This is a genomic window from Providencia manganoxydans, from assembly GCF_016618195.1.
Taxonomy (GTDB): Bacteria; Pseudomonadota; Gammaproteobacteria; order Enterobacterales; family Enterobacteriaceae; genus Providencia; species Providencia manganoxydans.
The window spans coordinates 3,039,429-3,053,814 of the sequence record NZ_CP067099.1; the positions used below are offsets into that span (position 1 = coordinate 3,039,429).

Annotated in this window: 9 protein-coding genes; all 9 read right to left on the reverse strand. The window is 39.5% G+C overall.

Translation table 11 applies throughout. The features are described from left to right. Positions 1-18: 18 nt before the first annotated feature. The 9 genes from JI723_RS13670 to cmoM all read right to left on the reverse strand — a co-directional run bounded on the left by JI723_RS13670 (position 19) and on the right by cmoM (position 14,063). Entirely contained in the window at positions 19-666 is a 648-nt protein-coding gene (locus tag JI723_RS13670; protein WP_272580914.1) for an MBL fold metallo-hydrolase, read from the reverse strand. A 344-nt stretch (positions 667-1,010) separates the two neighbouring features. Beyond that, on the reverse strand, positions 1,011-1,559 hold the full coding sequence (mepK, locus tag JI723_RS13675) for a peptidoglycan L,D-endopeptidase MepK (protein ID WP_140180710.1): 549 nt from the start codon (positions 1,557-1,559) through the stop codon (positions 1,011-1,013). Between the two features lie 566 nt (positions 1,560-2,125). After that, a complete protein-coding gene (gene ldtD, locus JI723_RS13680; protein WP_337979460.1) occupies positions 2,126-3,856 on the reverse strand; it encodes a L,D-transpeptidase in 1,731 nt (576 codons plus the stop codon). A gap of 447 nt (positions 3,857-4,303) precedes the next feature. Further along, complete coding sequence (locus tag JI723_RS13685; RefSeq protein ID WP_337979461.1) at positions 4,304-5,173, reverse strand: YadA C-terminal domain-containing protein; 870 nt, start codon at positions 5,171-5,173, stop codon at positions 4,304-4,306. A gap of 661 nt (positions 5,174-5,834) precedes the next feature. Continuing rightward, positions 5,835-6,548, reverse strand: a complete 714-nt coding sequence (gene aphA, locus JI723_RS13690) for an acid phosphatase AphA (protein WP_070924882.1) — start codon at positions 6,546-6,548, stop codon at positions 5,835-5,837. A 253-nt stretch (positions 6,549-6,801) separates the two neighbouring features. Then, on the reverse strand, positions 6,802-11,247 hold the full coding sequence (mukB, locus tag JI723_RS13695) for a chromosome partition protein MukB (RefSeq protein ID WP_272580917.1): 4,446 nt from the start codon (positions 11,245-11,247) through the stop codon (positions 6,802-6,804). Next, positions 11,244-11,972, reverse strand: coding sequence for a chromosome partition protein MukE (mukE, locus tag JI723_RS13700; protein WP_336193299.1), 729 nt, complete (start codon positions 11,970-11,972; stop codon positions 11,244-11,246). Before mukE ends, mukB begins: the two co-directional genes overlap by 4 nt. Further along, the gene (gene mukF, locus JI723_RS13705) at positions 11,953-13,278 is read right to left on the reverse strand and encodes a chromosome partition protein MukF (RefSeq protein WP_070924885.1); all 1,326 of its coding nucleotides are present in this window, start codon (positions 13,276-13,278) and stop codon (positions 11,953-11,955) included. Before mukF ends, mukE begins: the two co-directional genes overlap by 20 nt. Further along, positions 13,275-14,063, reverse strand: coding sequence for a tRNA uridine 5-oxyacetic acid(34) methyltransferase CmoM (gene cmoM / locus JI723_RS13710; RefSeq protein ID WP_070924886.1), 789 nt, complete (start codon positions 14,061-14,063; stop codon positions 13,275-13,277). Before cmoM ends, mukF begins: the two co-directional genes overlap by 4 nt. Positions 14,064-14,386 lie beyond the last annotated feature (323 nt).

A 14,386-nucleotide genomic window follows, 5' to 3' on the forward strand; every position in this document is an offset into this window, starting at 1 on the left:
GCATTTTTTATTAGTCTACTACCAAACAGGTTGCTCATCTTGTAAGAACGGATTGGTTTTACGTTCATACCCTAGATCAGACATTGGCCCATGCCCTGATATAAATTGGTATTCATCGCCCAATGGTAAGACTTTATTTTTAATTGAAGAAATCAATGCTTGATGGTCTCCACGTGGAAAATCGCTACGCCCCACACCACCTTTAAATAATACATCGCCCATTGAAATAAGTTTGTCTGCATGATTAACAAATATAATATGACCTGGCGTATGTCCCGGACAATGCAATACATCAAAACTTAGTCCACCACAGGTTACTGTTTGCCCTTCTTCTAACCAATAATCAGGTGTAAAATCAGGACAATCGCCGATATTAAACATCGCATTTTGTTGGGCTAAATTTTCAATCCAAAATGCATCTTCTTTTTGCGGGCCATAAATTGGCACAGAAAAATGCTTTGAAATCGTTGCAGACGCACCAATATGATCAGAATGCCCATGAGTCAGTAATATTTTAGTCAGTTTTAGGTCACGACTTTCAATCGCCGCGATCAGTTTCTCTGCTTCACCGCCTGGGTCAACAATCACGGCTTCCAACGTATTTTCATCCCAAATAATGTGACAATTTTGCATAAATGGCGTTACTGGGATAATCATATATTTCATTGAACATTTGCTCCGTATTTATGCTGCATACGCACTAAGCCATCTGCGTAACAGCTAAAAGAATAAAAATAATTATTGGGAGCATACCGAAGTCAGAGAAGAGTGTAAATGAAGAGGAACAGCCACAACCAGCCATTCAAAATAATTTAAACATAACCAGTAAAACAAAAACAAATCAATTAATCATTCTAAAAATAAATTTGCTAACAATTATTCTAAATAATTCGCGTTGCAGCTAGGCGACAAGTGAGGATATCCCGGGGAGCATACATAAGTATGTGACTCGGGTAGCCGAGCGTAGTCAACAACGCTGCGGCGTGAAGTATGACGAATAATTAGAATAATTACCAAGTGCGGGCAGGGCCAGTATCAATATGCACAAAATTACTTCTTGGATAATACCCTACACCACCCGCTTTCATTTTCAGCGCGGCTTTACGAATATTACTCAACTGCAAACCTTCAATATGGAAATCCATCGCTTGCCCGCGAGTGTGGTAGCTTTTTTTAGCCACGCCACTACTGGTGCGACGCAATGCATTATTGGTTTCTAAAGAACGGTAACCAGAAATGAGTTGAATAGGTTTATTTGACCCCATCATCATCTGTAAAAGATAAATTTGATCGAATAATTTAGGATCAATCGTTTTTACTTTATCACTACGGTGATCACGGAATAGATGATTTAGCCGAGCAAGCTCTGATTTATTATAATGACGTCCATCAAAAAATTCTGTTTTCAAAAATTCACCTGTATTGATATTTTGAAAACGCAAAACTCTAGGTCTTGGGGTAGTCATAGCAGCAAATACATGACTTGGTAATAAACTCAACCCAAGGGTTGCTGCGCCAACACCCAACCACTTGCGGCGATTTTGGTCAATTATATCCATAGTGAATAACTCAGATTTTAATTATGCTCTTCATATTTCAAGTTACTGAACTATTGACTGACTACGTTCACTGGCACCAGTCACACAGTTTTCTATGCTCCTAGCGACTCGTTCGTTTGACGCCTAACAGTAGCTCGAATTATTTAGAGTATACGTTATTTAAATAGGGCAAAACCCGCGCTATTTACCAGTCTAACAAATGATATTTAATTTGAATGTATAAAAATGTAAATAAGTGAGTAAATAAACGCAAATTAAACTTATTATCATCAAAAAAGAGAAGTACATCACTAATTGATAGTGAAAAATAATTTTTTTAGTTTAAGAAAGGGAATAACAACCAAATAACGTAAGATTTGAGTATATACATATCAAACTTCAAGTTATCTCGTTTTTCATCAAGATATAAGCGACATCATTCACTCGCGCCAATTACCGCATTTTGTGTACGCCTAAAAACTCGTTCACAGGTCGCTTAGTTATACTTCAAATGAATTAGAGTTTACATCTTGATCACTATTTAAGAATGATTTCAGGGAGAAGTCTCCCTGAAATCAATTAATGTACTAATGCAGAATATTTTTTATCGCTGGTAAATATTCCTCTGCATTATTAATGCTGTTGTCATATTGATAAATATCTGCTCGGTACTGTGGCTGTTGATCTTTATCGACCCATGCGGTTTGATAATACAGATAAACAGGGATCCTATCCGGTATATTGACATACTTTGTTGAGCCCTCTTTAATTGCGCCATCAATACGCTTTTGCTCCCACCCCGCATCCCCTAATAAAATCGACGCAAGTTCATTTGCTTTATTCACCCGCACACAGCCGGAGCTAATTGCCCTTGCACTGCGGTTAAACAAACTGTGGTTCGGCGTATCATGTAAATAAATCGCATCAGAACTCGGCATATTAAACTTATAGCGGCCTAAAGAGTTTGTGGGACCTGGAGCTTGGCGAATACGATAAGGGAAGTTGGCAGGAGAAATTTGTTCCCAATCAATCGAATATGGATCAATTTCAAAAGAGTCCTGACCCCAACCCGAATAAACCGTATATCCTTTGCGACTAAAGTAACTCGGGTCTTGCTTACCTTTCGGCGCAATATCCTTACGAGCCATGCTAGTTGGTACGCTCCATGGCGGGTTAATCACAACATTATTTAATGCACTGCTCATAATAGGCGTTTTGCGATCAGGGCGCCCAACAATCACTTTTGAATCTAAAATGATCTCATCGTTGAGATAAAAATTTAATGAAAAACCGGGAATATTCACTAAAATCCCAGTTCCATTACTGTCAGGAATAATACGTAAGCGTTGAATATTTAGCGCCATTAACCCAGCTTTTTGCTGAGGCTTCATATTTAGCCAAACTTTTGTCCCTTTACCCACCATTCCATCCGCTTCTAAGCCATATTGCAGTTGGAATTTCTTAACAGCTTCAACCAGCTCATCACTGTATAAACGGGCTTTTGCTGTTGCTGCCGCTATTTCAGCTTCCGTTGCTGAAGCATCTAATGCCTCACCAACCGCAGCTTCATCGAGTAAACCTTGTCGATACAAAATTTCACGCAACGTAATCACATCGTCACTGGACTGGCCAGGTTTTAGCGTCTTAGTATCGACTAGCTCTAAACCATCATCATTCATATTAAGCTGCTTCAACATCTCCTTACGCATCGGCTGATACAGCTCATTTTGTGGAGCTTGAGCTTTAATCCATTCACTCAGGCGGTGTTCAGAAACAGCGTCTAGCCATGGTTTTATTTGTGTTGCCGTTGGCGCGACTAATTTATAAGGTTGTTTGCGATATAGCCAAAATTGCCCATTGGCTGAAACACCTGAAAGGTATTGTAAATACCCTAACATGGCATCCGAAAGAATAACATCTCGTCCTAGTTCACTCAGTTGAGCATTTTCAAGGCTCAATAACCATTCACTAAATTGAGGCTGAACTCCAGAAAGTGCTAACTCTGCTAACTGCTGCTGAAATTGTTCAATGGCCGTTTCATCTTGCCATAATAATTTCATTTGTTGATCAGCATAAATTTTGGATAACTGTGACGAAAAGACAGGTTTAACTCCTACGGGCAGTGCTGCTGTAATTTGAGCTAAGCTTTCACTAGGACTGATTGTCATTTCAGGTGTTGCAATAACATTTTGCTGTACTACTTCCTCTGTTTGCACGTGACCAATACCAACCTCTTGTGCAGAAAGAACAGGAAATTGCATTGACAACAATCCACAGATTACTGAAATTCGCAGAGCTTTCGCCCTTTTATTTGCCATAAATCCACCTTAAGTGACCACAATATGGATAATTTTCTTTTTATTATATTGATGACATATCTTTGTCATATTTCAAGTCACGCTATTTTACACTGAAATACAACAACGACATTACTCGCTCGAATCATTGTCTTTTCATGTTTATCAGGTATTGTTTCCTGTTGCAGAAAATCCAACATCAAGCTATTTAAAGTACATTGTATTAAATTCTAAAAAATATTTTATAGGAATAGACTAATTTTATACTTAAATATCATAAAATCAGCTTAATGGATATATAAAAGAAAAAATGCTCTGATTATTGAAAAAAAGAACCATTTACACTTTTAATGGATTTGCAATCTATATATGGATAGGCATTAATTTGCACATAAAAAAGCAGGCCTTGAGCCTGCTCCCATAAAAATATAGCTTAAGTATAATAACTAATTATTACTTAAAAACTCATTACCATTCAAAATTTACAGCGGCATTATAGCTGACACCTTTAAAATCTTCAGTATTCGATGCTACGCCTGTTTTGAATGCGATATTCTCATTCACACGGTAGCCAGAACCTAGTGCTAAAGCCGTATTTGATTTATACCCACCAAGAGCCATCGATACGTTAAATTTACCAACATTATAAGGTTGGAATAAACCAGATAATGCAGATTGTGATGCTAAACCTCTTTTCAATTCATTATTTAATGAATCAACACGACGATCTAAAGAGTTAACTCGTCCATCTAACTGGTTAAGTCTGCTATCAACTTGTTTATTAATCACTTTTTGCTGATTATTCACTGCAATCTGGTTATTATTAAAAACCGTTTGATCTTTATTAATGCCATCTTGCTTAGTATTAATCACTGCTTGGTCTTTATTAATGCCATCTTGCTTAGTGTTAATCACTGCTTGATCTTTATTAATGACATCTTGCTTAGTATTAATCACTGCTTGATCTTTATTAATGACATCTTGCTTAGTATTAATCACTGCTTGGTCATTATTAATCACATCCTGCTTATGATTAAGCATCGCTTGGTTCTGATTTGTAGCTGCTTGGCTCTGGTTGATATTAGATTGAGTTTGATTAATTAATGATTGGTTTTGATTAATACTATTTTGTGCAGCTTTACTATTTTGTAGGTCTGCATTCACTGAGTCTACATTTTTGGCTAGTACATTTAAATTATTTGATGTTTTTGCCGCATCAGCATGAGAATTTTCAGAATAAATATTATTATTCCAACCAGCCCAGCTAACATCTGCAATTGCAGAATGACTTAACAATGCTACAGAAACAGCAGTAACAACTAAAGTAACCTTATTCATTTTTATATTCCACTATAAGTATGATTATTACTAATTTAGGCTGGCATCATACAAGATGGATTTATTTCAAAATATTTTTAAATACATCATATTCTTACAACTTATTTTACTCCTTTAAAATCAACGTTATTTTATAATATTCGATCAAAAAATATATTTTCAAAATATAATTTCAGTAAAAAATTATATTTATAAATAGAATTACAATGCTAAAATCGTTTTCTTCTGGCATAAAAAAGAATATTTAATTAATAGAATAACTGATTTGATGAGTCAATATAATCTAAATTAAAATCACCACACAACACTTAGCTAACTTCATTCTCAGAACAAGAAATATATAAGATATTTGCAATTAATTTAGAATAAACAACTAACAATCAATTTAGATACATCAAAAAATATGATCATTAGTCATTTAATGTGTGAATGGGCATCTACTGATTTATCAAGTTAATAATTAGCTAACTTTCAGATGAAAATTTTCAAGAAAAATAGTATTGCAATAAATCCCCCAAAAAAACAAATCCAAAAACAATCATCAATAAAAGATTTAAGCTTGTTACATTTTAGAGAATAGGCTGATATCTTAAGCATAAAAAAAGACCCTATATACTATCGGGTCTTTTCTTAGATATCTTCTGGACTAGCTTACGCTTAATTAATATTCCGAGTTTATTACGACTTCTTCACCAAATTGGCCAGCCTTAGGCAATGGTTGGTAAGATGAATTTGCTGCACGTAATATACGGATGCCACGGATATTCAATTCACGAGCCGCTGCAATATCAGCATCTGCATCACCATAATAAATTTTTAGTTTATGATCACGCATCCAACTTACTTTATTGTTTTGTCCCGGCTCATCACCTGCAAAAATAACTGGGTTCATTTTATCCGCAGGGATCCCCAGCCCTTCTTGAACATATTTGGTGACGGTTTCTGTTTTCGTTTTAGTACGCCCAGTAATAAAGTAAACGGTATCACCACGTTTTAAATGCATTTGGACTAAATCAATACCCACTTGTTTAGGCATACTGAATTTATCCCACTCATTATTCATTTTTTCCCAAAATTCAATATTTTTTAGATAGCTAAAATCATTTGGTGAATACTCTAGCTTACCACGGTAAAAACCTGGGCTAGAAAACAATACGGTGTCATCAATATCAAAACCCACTGCCATCGGAGCTTGACCTTCAAGACTATTTTTAATTTGCTCAATAGAAACCCAGTGAACGGGTTTCTGCTCAGCAAGTTGAGCTACTGTAACCCCAGAACTGACGACTTCTGGCATTAATACTTTTGCCTGTGATGTTGCGGTAAAGCTGAGCACCAAAGCAATGGCACTTAAAGTCAGTGTCGTTTTTTTCATGTGTGATCCTTAATTAATTGATTAACTAGTGAGCAATCGAAAAGCAAACTATAGAGACATCTCGCATCATTTTTTGTTATGCATCACAAGAAAATAAATAGTAATGTCTTTATTATCATAAAAATGAGACTAATATCTCATATTGATAGTCTATTTAGTCAGTCACTCATTAATTACAGTTAGTATAAGAATAAAAAAACGGTGCTAATTTATGCTTAGCACCGTTTTAACTTTGCCTGAAAGAGTTAGCTGGTTACTCTTGCGCTGATGGCTGTTGCTGATTGATTACTTCTTGACCAAATCCTTTTAAACCAACAACATGTACATGCTCTCGATTCTCAAATACCTTACGAACCAATTTATAGGTGGTACCTTTCTCTGGGCTAATGTTTTCGGGCGCAGCAATAATCAATTGCATTTCTAAACGATCACACAGTTCAAATAGAGTAGCGATCGACTTCGCATCCAAACGCGCAGCTTCATCGAGGAACAATAAACGACAAGGTATGATATCTTTAGCACGCAAGCGACGTGATTCTTCTTCCCAACTTTGTACAACCATTACAAGTATTGACATACCTGTACCGATAGCTTCCCCTGTTGACAAGGCACCACTTTCCGCTTTCAACCAACCATCGGAACCACGGTTTACCTCAACTTCAAGTTCAAGGTAGTTACGATAGTCTAGTAATTCTTCACCGATAGTCTGCGGCAAACGTTGCCCCACATCGACTTGTGGGTTCAAACGTTGATACAGCTTAGCCATAGCTTCAGAGAAGGTTAAGCGTTGGCTAGTAAACAGATCTTGATGTAGTTCACTTTCTTCTGATAATACAGTTAACAGTAAAGAGTGGCTTTCACGAATATTAACATTGAGTCGCACCCCTTTTACTTGACCAAATGCTACCGCCTGTAAGCCTTGGTTCAACATGCGAATACGGTTTTGCTCACGTTGGATCGTTTTGCGAATAATATTCGCGACACTCTTCGAGCTAATGGCCAGTTTTTGTTCACGAGCCGTCAACTCTTCCGTTAAACGTGCTAACTCAATTTCCATCTGCTCAATAGCATCAATCGGGTCATCAGTACGAATGATATCTTGACGGATACGTTCACGCAGATGTTGATAGACAGCAATAAAGAATTGAATTTTGCGCTCTGGACGTTTTGGATCTTCCGATAAACGCAGCACATCTCGTAAGTGTTCATTATCAGCAACCGCTAAACGCAAAGCACCTAATGCTTTATCCGACATGGAACGTAAACTATCACCATCGGTGTAAGCTAACTCACGACGATGTAAGCGACGTTCAACACCGTTGTCTTTCACCAAACGCATTACCGCACACCATTCCGCTTTCGCCGAAACAACTTGTTCGCGCAGCAAGTAATAGTCTTTTTCTAGCTTACGAATGCGTTTTTGCAGGTTATCCATTTCTGCTTCACACAAGGTAAGTTGTTTTTCCAATTGGTTGATGCGGCTACGATTTGCCATCACTGATTGATGCAACTCATCGCGACGAACGCGTGCTCTTTCTTGTGCCTCAGGATCTGCTTTAACACCAATATCCTGCATTTCGGCTTCGAGCTCTTTTAACATCTCTTGTTTAGTATCAAATGAACTGCGTAGAGATGCTAAAACTTGATTAAATTGCGCTGATTGCGATTGCTGCTGACGTAACTGTTCACGAGCGCGGCTTCGTTCACCTTCTGCTTGTTCCAAACGCTGACGTAATTTTTCATTGAGGTCAGCATTTTCATTAACCATCCCCGTTGAATCACTGTAACTGAAGTGAGCACGACGCTGAACCACTTCAACTAAAGCAAACGCCTGTTGCTTAGCCGTTTGTTGGGTATGTTTTGCCGTTTCGTAATCTTGACGTAGCTGGTCATGTTGCTCAGGATCGCTCAACAACACCGTCACGATTGGCTCTAATTTAGCCAGTGATTGACCATGTTTGTTAAGGAAATGCGCCGCTTCTTCAGCATCAGATAATTCATCACGAATTTCATCAGCACGGTCTACCAGCGTTTCATCCATTAATAAGCCAACTAATGGGATCAAACGATTAAGCGCAGATAAGCTTTCCTTACCTTGTGCATACTGTTGACGTTGTTGCTGAGTTTGCTCTTCAAACTGCGCCAAGCTACGTTCTAGTTCAGTACGCTTTTGATTGAGTGTGCGAATTTCCGCTTCAGGATCCGTTTCAAATGCCACTGAAATGTGCTGCCCGATAAAACGACTAAACGCTTGATGCGAACGTTGAATTTTTTGGACATCAAACGATAATGTCGCATAACGCTCGGCTAGGCTATCGCGTTCCAATGTCAATGAGTCAAGATGTGTTTCACGTGCAGCACGACCAAATAATGGCACTTCTGGATAGCGAGAAAAACGCCATTGCCTATCAGATGAACGAACTAAAACCGCATTTTCAAATTCTTCAGCATCAAAGACACTATCATCGAAAGAAGATGGATCTCCTTCAATGAAGTAGACATCTTCAGGACAATCTTGCAGTGTTTCTAATTGGTTACGTACAGCAGATAGATCTTGAACGACGATACCATTGCGCGCAGGTCCATAGAGTGCCGAGAAATACGGAGCATCGTCAATGGTGATGTCATCATAAATCTCAGACAATAAAACACCGCCTAGTCGTTCAGCTAGCGCCAGCATTCGGCCATCCTCAGCACCACTTGGTTGGCTGAGACGTTCGATCTGCTTTTCTAACTCACGTCGCTGAGCAGCGACTTCATCACGCTCAACCGTAATTTCCCTTTCTTGTTCAAGTAATTGCTGCATATGTTCGGTGACAGCGCTACTTGACTCAAAAGTTTCATTCGCTTGCTCATTCAGCTGGGTTAATGCCTCTTGTGCCATTAACCAAGCGGGGGCTTTAGAGGTGAGTACTTGAATGCGTTGACGAATTTGTTCAAGCTCTTGACGCATTTGCATGCGACGTTCGCCACTGTCGCTGACACCAACACTTAGCTCTTCTTGTTGAGCTTCAAGCTCTGCCATCAAGGCATCCAGCTCATCAGGTTCATAACTCTTATTGTGGCGCTTACAGAATTCACTTAACAAACGCTCTGCATTTTGCTGGCTATCTAAGCGTTGTTGTAGCTCGGAAAGCTGCATACGCAATGGCTGCACACGATCAGCTAAATGTTGTTGTGACGCCGAATCTCGTAGTAATGCCCTCGCTTGTTGATAAGCATCGCTACGGCTGACTTCACCAATCATATTTCTAACTAGTTGATAAGCCTGTTCAAATTGGCTATGAGCGGCATCCGCAACACTCATTTTTTGCTCTAACGACAGTAAAGTTTCTGTCGCTTGCTGCTCACGTGCTTCGAAAGTTTCTAACCATTCATCAGCATTATCGATAGACAATTCAGGTAATTGGCATAGTTCACGTGCACGCGTCAACGCTTGTAAGGCTTGCTGATACTGGATTGCACGAGTTTGCTGCACATCCAGTGCTTGCTGGTAATCCGCCAGCTGGCTTTTTAGCTCATCAACTTCAATTTCCGCAGCTTCTGAGCGTGCTTCCAATTCTTCTTGACGTTCTGTCGCCTCGGCAACCACTTCCGATTGTTCTTCAAGGCGGTAGGTTAATTCTTCAATATCTGCCTGATAGCGATCGATTTTTTCTTGTTGACGAAGTGCTGTTTGCACCAAATTTAAATGGTCACTCGCAGCTTGGTAATCAGCTTCTAAGTCAGATGATGAGCTATTTTGTTCATTCAATTCACGAGCAATTTCAACACTGCGAACTTGCTCTTGGCGTAGCTGTTTGCGACTAGCAAATAGTTCGCTACGCGCAGCCATCGCAGAATCAAGATGAATGCGCCGCTCATTAGAATGACGCATGTAATCAGCCGAAACATAATCAGTTGCTTGGCTAATTAAGTGTTTGAATAAGTCGCGATCCGACTGAGTGACACGGATAGCTTCTAATGTCAGTCGGTTTTCACGTAATGCCGCTTCCATATCTTGGAAAGCTTTACGTACCCCACTGTTTTCAGGCAATAAGTAATCACGTAATGAACGTGTGATCGCACTCGAAATACCACCGTAAAGTGATGCCTCAATCAAACGGTAATATTTACTACGATCGCTTGCTGAACGTAAACGTTTTGGTAGCACCCCTAATTCAAACAATACTGAATGATAGTCAGTGATAGAATTGAATTGTTTAAAGTGGATCCCCTCTTGAGCTTCCATTCGTTCTTTTAAGTCATTAAGCGGAATAACTTTTGCTTGTCGACCTTCAAAAACTTCAGTCAGTATTTCTGTGGGGACAGTGGCAATTGGTACGCCTTGGATCATGAACGGTTTGATATCAACTTTTTTATCACGTCCTGCGACCTGTTGCAGCCTAACACCCACTATTACACGTTGATGTTTTGAGTTCAGTACATCCAAAATGGCATAACACACACCAGGACGTAACTTACCATGCAAACCTTTATCACGTGACCCTGATGTCGCTCCTGCTTCAGTGGTGTTACGAAAATGTAATAGCGTCAAGTCAGGGATCATGGCGGTAATAAATGCTGCCATGGTCGTTGATTTGCCCGCACCATTTCCCCCTGATAGGGTGGTGACTAATTCATCTAAGTCAAAAGTACGCGCAAAAAAACCATTCCAGTTAATCAGCGTCAGTGAGCGAAATTTACCGCGTTCAATCATACTTGTTCATCCTCATCACTTTCGGCCGCGTCTTGGTTATCATCTGTTTCTTCATCGTCGTTATCCTGTAAGGATAACCCCTCTTCGAGGGAAATGGCTTCACCATCACGGATCATGCGTAATTGAGCTTCTTGTACGTTATCACCACTTCGAACATCAGCGCCAAAACGGAATACAGATTCAGAAATCACAAATCTGTTAGTGTCATTTTGAATAAAGTGCACCATACCTAAACGGCGTAAACGGTTTAATGACGTTCTTAGTTTTTCTTGTAATTTTTGTTTATCTAAGTCAGAACCTGTTGAACGCTGGTTAACAAATTTTAATAACTTGCTTTCATCTGCTAACGATAACAGCTCTTCAAACAACTCTTGAGCCGTAAAGATACCTTGGTTAGCTAATCGTTCAGGGCTTAAATAGAGGTAGCAAAGAATTTTACCCACCATCATATCCAGCTCAGAAAGCACTGAACGCGGGATCAATGTGGTTGAACGAGGGCGTAAATAAAAGAAACCTTCTGGCGCTCGGATCAGTTCAACGTTATAACGCGCGTAGAATTGTTCCAATGGCTCTTGAAAATCCATTAAGAATGCGTGGTTATCAAGATCATCAATGCTAATGTGACGCCCTGAACGCAATTGGCTATCTAGCTCTGGAAATATCGGGTTGGCCAATGCCTGTACCAGTTTAACTGGCATAAATTGTTCAATATTTGTCGATGACATGTGCCTGCACCTTGGCTCCGTGATCATTAATTGCTTGCCACTCTGACGGTAACCCCGCCAAATCAGCCTCTGCGATACCTAATTTAACTGCCTGATCAATGATAATACGCGTAACATCAAAGTGACGTTTCTGTGGATACTGTTTCAAGTATTCTTCTACCACTCGCGCGACATCTAATGGCTGTTTTTGTTGTTTATAGAATGCCAATTCGGATTCCATCAACTCTGCAAGTCGATCATTAACCTCACTGAACTCTTCAAATTCAAGTTCAGGTGGTAGCTCTCCCATCACTTCTTCATCATTCAAGGTTAACTCTTCATCACGCATATCAAATAAACGTTCTGCATTGGCATACGTCAGTGCCCATGGGTGATCAAGATATTGTTGAACTGATTGGCGAAGGCGCTGAGAGAAAATCCGATTTTTGTCCATATCTATCGCTGTACGAATAAATTTATGCACGTGGCGATCGTAGCCAATCCATAAGTCGATAGATTGCTGTCCCCAGCTAATAATACGGTCTAGTTTGTTCTGTAAATCATAAACCAGTCGATCTACTCTATCGGAGAACTCAGGCGCATTCATATTCGCTTCTTGAATACGTAATAAATTGGCCTGTAGCTTATCGCCGGCAGCTTCTAATGTATCTTGTAGCTCCCGCAAGGTACCGGATGTTTCTGAAAGTAATTGCTCACAGTTGGCAATCGCAGCCTGCCAGTCCTGATTTAATAACGCCGCAATGTCTTCTTTCACACCATTTTGTTGTTCATCCATCACACGCTGAGTCAGATCGATGCTATCAAAAATTTCCGCGACAGAATATTTTAATGGTGCAAAAACAAAGCGGTGCCAATAAAACTCATCACCACCTTCTTCCGCAGCTTCTGCTGATCTTTGTAGCTCTCCCGCCACAATTGATAGCTGCATTGATAATCTTAACGTCGAAAACTCACGCTGACGAATATAATAGTCGCTGATCCCAATGCCTAGCGATGTTAATCGGTAAATAGCATTGCCTTCCGCAATTTCACTCGTAAAGCGGTTAAATATTTTCTGGCGAACCATATCATTAATAGCGTTATTCGCTCTAACAGATAAAGACTCCGTCGTTTGCTCAAATCCTTTGCAAACTTCACGGAATGCATCAATCAGTTCCCCTTCACTCATTTCACCATTAACACGTTCACTGTTTAATACTGCAACCGCCAACAAAAAAGCTAAACGCTCTGCTGGCAATGAGATCGAAAAATCATTTTTTCGTGCCCAAGACACGAGTTCAGGGACGGTCTGGGAAAAATCACTCATAAATCGTCCTTTATTATCGGTTTTCGCGCCATGACATGAATATAACGCCCCATGCTAATATAGGGTTCCTGACGACAATATTGTTGTTCTAATTCAAGCAATGCAGGAAAGTCTTTTTGCTGTAACTGCCTACTTTGCAGGTAATCATGAAATACTCTCACTCCACTTTTACCAATAATATCCATTTTGCAATCTGATAACCATTCATCAACTTGCTGCGGCAATAGTGGATTTTGCGGCGATAATGATCGCTTACGGCGGCGTTGAATATGCGGCGTAGCAAGGTGAAAATTACCTAAAATAGCATTTCGCATCACTAGACCATTAGCATTATAGAACATGACAGAAAATACGCCTTGAGGCTTAATTATATCGACCAACCGTTCAATTGCATATTTTTGATCGCTAATCCATTCTAACACCGCATGGAAAAGGACTAAATCAACAGGTTGGTCAATATATTGCCCGATGTCCTGTACAGCGCAGTGAATAAAGCGCATATTTTCGCTAATCCCTTGGGCTTCGGCAAGTTCACTTGCACGTTCCAGCATTTCTTCAGATAAATCGCAAAGTATGACTTGGTGCCCTAATGCGGCAAGTTTGCGTGAAAAATGCCCTTCACCACCACCTGCATCCAATATGCGTAATGTTTGCCCATGAAATTGCTGGCTAATTAAGTGTGTGAGATCCTGCCAAACAACAGCTTCGCGGATTTTGCCTTTTGTCGTTCCATAGATGTTTTTTGCAAATTTATCAGCAATATCATCAAAATTGCGGTCTACCATGTATTGTCCGGTGATCCTAAAAATAGACTATTCTTTGTCGGTTAAATTCATGCTTACTCCCTAAAATCAGACTGTATCTATCTTGTCGCTTTGATAGCCAATCAAATAAGATCAAATTCAGAATACGATTTAAGGTAAATTCAGCTAAAATTAAGCTTAAGCTCTAAATAATGAGAGTTGCAGGTAAGCGTAGTCACCATACCTTAACTCAAAGCCCTGCAACTTGAAGTATGATGAGTATCAACATCATCCAAGGCGCTGAAGTCAACTAAACCTCAATGATAACAGATAATAGCCTTATTTTGGCATACCATAGCGTAAAC

Bases quoted from the DNA above. Each gene is read 5' to 3' on its own strand.
- mukB (WP_272580917.1), bottom strand. From the start codon at position 11,247: ATGATTGAACGCGGTAAATTTCGCTCACTGACGCTGATTAACTGGAAT.
- mukF (WP_070924885.1), bottom strand. From the start codon at position 13,278: ATGAGTGATTTTTCCCAGACCGTCCCTGAACTCGTGTCTTGGGCACGA.
- aphA (WP_070924882.1), bottom strand. From the start codon at position 6,548: ATGAAAAAAACGACACTGACTTTAAGTGCCATTGCTTTGGTGCTCAGC.
- mepK (WP_140180710.1), bottom strand. From the start codon at position 1,559: ATGGATATAATTGACCAAAATCGCCGCAAGTGGTTGGGTGTTGGCGCA.
- mukE (WP_336193299.1), bottom strand. From the start codon at position 11,972: ATGTCATCGACAAATATTGAACAATTTATGCCAGTTAAACTGGTACAG.
- JI723_RS13670 (WP_272580914.1), bottom strand. From the start codon at position 666: ATGAAATATATGATTATCCCAGTAACGCCATTTATGCAAAATTGTCAC.
- cmoM (WP_070924886.1), bottom strand. From the start codon at position 14,063: ATGGTAGACCGCAATTTTGATGATATTGCTGATAAATTTGCAAAAAAC.
- JI723_RS13685 (WP_337979461.1), bottom strand. From the start codon at position 5,173: ATGAATAAGGTTACTTTAGTTGTTACTGCTGTTTCTGTAGCATTGTTA.
- ldtD (WP_337979460.1), bottom strand. From the start codon at position 3,856: ATGGCAAATAAAAGGGCGAAAGCTCTGCGAATTTCAGTAATCTGTGGA.